General features: G+C 73.5%; 3 protein-coding genes. 1 reads left to right on the top strand and 2 read right to left on the bottom strand.

The window, feature by feature from the left end; all coding sequences use genetic code 11:
- Positions 1-6: 6 nt before the first annotated feature.
- On the bottom strand, positions 7-1,368 hold the full coding sequence (locus tag ACJOT3_RS33420) for an MFS transporter (RefSeq protein ID WP_406977133.1): 1,362 nt from the start codon (positions 1,366-1,368) through the stop codon (positions 7-9).
- A gap of 281 nt (positions 1,369-1,649) precedes the next feature.
- On the opposite strand from ACJOT3_RS33420, the gene ACJOT3_RS33415 reads away from it, so the two are divergent.
- Positions 1,650-2,843 (top strand): NAD(P)/FAD-dependent oxidoreductase, encoded by a 1,194-nt coding sequence (locus ACJOT3_RS33415; protein ID WP_406977132.1) that lies wholly within the window; start codon positions 1,650-1,652, stop codon positions 2,841-2,843.
- Between the two features lie 61 nt (positions 2,844-2,904).
- Here the strand turns inward: ACJOT3_RS33415 and ACJOT3_RS33410 are convergent, their stop codons facing one another.
- Entirely contained in the window at positions 2,905-3,603 is a 699-nt protein-coding gene (locus ACJOT3_RS33410; protein WP_406977131.1) for a nucleoside/nucleotide kinase family protein, read from the bottom strand.
- Between the last annotated feature and the right edge of the window lie 125 nt (positions 3,604-3,728).

Genomic DNA, 3,728 nt, shown 5'->3' with positions numbered 1-3,728 from the left:
CGGACGTCAGCGCGCGGTCACCTTGACCGGGGTGTCGTCCAGCGAGTCGTTCCGGGTCTCGCGGGTCAGCAGCAGCGCGACCAGCGTGACCACGCTGACCAGCACCAGGTACCCGCCCACCCAGGCGATCCCGAAGGTGCCCGCCAGCCAGGTGGCGATGTAGGGGGCGAAGGACGCGCCCAGCAGCCCGGCCAGGTTGTAGGCGGCCGAGGCGCCCGTGTAGCGCACGTTGGTCGGGAACAGCTCGGGCAGCACCGCCGCCATCGGCCCGAAGGTCAGCCCCATCAGCGACAGCCCGATGATCAGGAAGGCCAGCACCCCCACGGTCCCCGCGCCCAGCAGCGGGCCCATGGCGAACCCGAACACGATGATCACCACGGTCACCGTCACCAGCACGGGCTTGCGCCCGAACCGGTCCGACAGCAGCCCGGCGATCGGGGTGAAGATCCCGAAGAACACCACGCCCACCAGCAGGAACACCAGGAATTGCGAGCGGTCGTAGCCCAGGCCGGTCTCCGGGTCCGTGCCGAAGCCCAGCGAGAAGACCGTCATCAGGTAGAAGAGCACGTACGTGGCGACCATGACCAGCGTGCCCAGGATCAGCGCGGCCCGGTTGTGGCGGAACACCTCGACGATGGGCGTGCGCACCTGCTCGCCCGCGGCCAGCACCTTGGCGAACGCGGGGGTCTCGTGCAGGCTCAGCCGCACCCACAGGCCGACCACGATGAGGACCGTCGACAGCAGGAACGGCACCCGCCAGCCCCACGCCAGGAACGTCTCCTCGCTCATGGCCTGGCTCAGGATCAGGAACACCCCGTTGGCGAGGAAGAATCCGATGGGCGCGCCCAGCTGCGGGAACGTCCCGTAGAAGCCGCGTTTGCCCGCGGGGGCGTTCTCGGTGGCCAGCAGGGCGGCGCCGCCCCACTCCCCGCCCAGTCCCAGCCCTTGGCCGAACCGGCACAGCGCCAGCAGCAGCGGGGCGATGACGCCGGCCTGGGCGTAGGTGGGCAGCAGGCCGATGCCGACGGTGGCGATGCCCATGGTGAGCAGGGACGCCACCAGGGTGGCCTTGCGGCCGACCCGGTCGCCGAAGTGGCCGAACACCCAGGAGCCGATGGGCCGGGCCACGAACGCGATGGCGAAGGTGGCCAGCGACTGCAGGCGGGCGGCCATCATGTCGCCCTCGGGGAAGAACAGCACGGGGAAGACCAGGACGGCTGCGGTCGCGTAGATGTAAAAATCGTAAAATTCGACGGATGTGCCGACAAGGCTCGCCGTGAGCACCTTGCGTCGCGGGTTGGTCGGCGGGTCCACCGGCGCGGGGTTGCCGCGTTCCGGTGCCGGGTGCTGTTCGGCGACGTCCGTCATGGGACTTCTTTCCAGGTCAGAGCGATGGTCTGCAAAGGGAGGATGACCGGATCGTAGACCCACTGGACATCATGTGGGACATCTGTCTCAAAATGTGGACATGCCGGGGGTGTGCGTCCGCCTTCCGAGACCCGAGCGTTCCACGGGACACCTTGCGCACCAGGGGATTCGGATCCTTTTGTGCGCTCGGCCACATTCGGGGATTCCGCATGCGGACATGTCACGTCCGGGCGGGGGCGTCCCGTCCATGGGGCAGACGGAACACTTCAGGGAGGCACCCCATGGCCCACGAAATCCTCGTCCTCGGCGCCGGATACGCCGGACTCTCCGCCGCCCGCCGCGCCGCGCACCACGCCCGCAGGAGCGGGGCGGGGCTGCGGGTCACCCTCGTCAACGCCACCGACACGTTCGTCGAACGGGTCCGCATGCACGAGGTCGCCTCCGGCCGCGACGTCGGCGTCCACCCCCTGTCCGACTCCCTGGACCCCTCCGTCGGCCTCGTCATCGGGCGGGTGGAGGCCGTGGACGCCGACGCGCGCGCCGTCGAGGTCCGCGTCGGGGACCGGGTCCGCACCCTGCGCTACGACACCCTCGTGTACGCCCTGGGCAGCGCCGCGGCGGTGAACGCGGTGCCCGGGGCCGCCGAGTACGCGGCCACCCTGGCCGGTCTGGAGGGCGCCCGCGAGGTGGCCCGCCGCATCACCGGGGAGCGCCCGCGCACCCTCACCGTCGTCGGCGGCGGCCTGACGGGCCTGGAGGCCGTCACCGAGATCGCCGAGGCCCACGCGGGCCTGGCCGTGCGGCTGGTGACCTCCGGCCCCGTGGCCGCCGGTGTCAGCGCCAAGGGCCGCGCCCACATCCTGAAGGTGCTGGAGCGCCTGGAGGTGTCCGTCCACGAGCACACGCGGGTCGCCGCCGTCGAGGCCGACCACGTCAAGCTGGAGGACGGGGACCTGCTGGAGAGCGACCTCACCGTGTGGAACGCCGGGTTCAGCGTCTCCCCGCTGGCCGCCGACGCCGGGCTGACCGTGGACGGCGCCGGGCGCGTCCTGGTCGACGGCACCCTGCGGTCGGTCTCCCACCCGAACGTGTACGTGGTGGGCGACGCCGCCCGCACCGACGGTGTGGACGGCGCGGAGCTGCGCATGTCCTGCGCGATGGGCCTGCCCATGGGCACCGCGGCCGCCGACTCCATCGCGGCCCGGCTGGCCGGGCGCGAGCCGGACGCCACCCCGTTCGCTTACTTGAACCAGTGCGTCAGCCTGGGTCGGCGCGACGGTCTCATCCAGTTCGTGCGCGCGGACGACTCCCCGGGCCGGGCCGTCCTGACCGGCCGCCTGGCCGCCCGGTACAAGGAGATGATCGTGGCGTCCGCCTACGGCGGGCTCACCGGGTCCGGGCAGGCCCAGGCCACGGGGTACGTGTGGCTGGTGCGCGGGCTGGCCCGCCGGTTCGCGCGCCGGGCCGCCGCCTGAGCGGCACAGGCCGGGCGGCGGGGCCCGAGGTGGTTCCGGGCGGCGGGGACCGCGGCGGGGCTCAGTCGCCCGCGGCCCCGGCCGGCCCCGCGGTGCCCTGGCCGCCCTTGCGGCGCCGGGGCACCACGCCGGTGGGGACGACGCGGGTGCTGTTGCCCCTGGACCGTTTGACGAGCTCCCCGTTGGCGCGGTCGCTGCGCTCCACCCACTCCCGGGCGGCGGCCTCGTCGCGGCCGCCCGCCAGCTGGCGGCGCAGCAGGCGCTCCTCGCGCAGCGCGTCGTCGGCCTCCACGTACCAGAGCTCGGCGAACAGCGGGCGCAGGGTCGCCCAGGGCTCGGCGTCCCAGGCCAGGTAGTTGCCCTCGGTGACGACGAGCCGGGTGCCGGGTTCGATCACGTGGCGGGCGGCGACGGGCTCGTGCAGCCGCCGGTCGTAGTCGGGCACGTAGACGGGGTGGTCGGTCTCGGCCAGCAGCCGCCGCACCAGGGCGGCGTAGCCGTGTGCGTCGAAGGTGTCGGGGGCGCCCTTGCGGTCCAGCCGCCCCAACCGCTCCAGCTGGGCGTTGGACAGGTGGAACCCGTCCATGGGCAGGTAGCCGGCGGTGCCCGGGCCGGTCCGGGCGTCGATCTCGGCGACCAGCCGCCGGGCGAGGGTGGACTTGCCCGCGCCGGGGGCGCCGGTCAGGCCGAGCAGGGCGCGGCCCCGGTCGGGGAGCAGGGCCAGGGCGTCGTCGACGAGGGCGGCGAGGGCTTCGGGCATGGGGGAGAGCCTATGCCCTCGCGGTGCCCCCGCGCCCGAGTCCGTGCCTCTGCACGCCCTCGCTCCCACGACCGTGCGCGCACCCGTCCCCGGGCCCGGGACCCGGCCCGTGAACGCGGAGCGGG

It is taken from the genome of Nocardiopsis protaetiae, from assembly GCF_045446735.1.
Classification (GTDB): domain Bacteria; phylum Actinomycetota; class Actinomycetes; order Streptosporangiales; family Streptosporangiaceae; genus Nocardiopsis; species Nocardiopsis protaetiae.
This window is presented reverse-complemented; position numbering and strand designations above follow the sequence as displayed.

Bases quoted from the DNA above. Each gene is read 5' to 3' on its own strand.
- ACJOT3_RS33420 (WP_406977133.1), bottom strand. From the start codon at position 1,368: ATGACGGACGTCGCCGAACAGCACCCGGCACCGGAACGCGGCAACCCC.
- ACJOT3_RS33415 (WP_406977132.1), top strand. From the start codon at position 1,650: ATGGCCCACGAAATCCTCGTCCTCGGCGCCGGATACGCCGGACTCTCC.
- ACJOT3_RS33410 (WP_406977131.1), bottom strand. From the start codon at position 3,603: ATGCCCGAAGCCCTCGCCGCCCTCGTCGACGACGCCCTGGCCCTGCTC.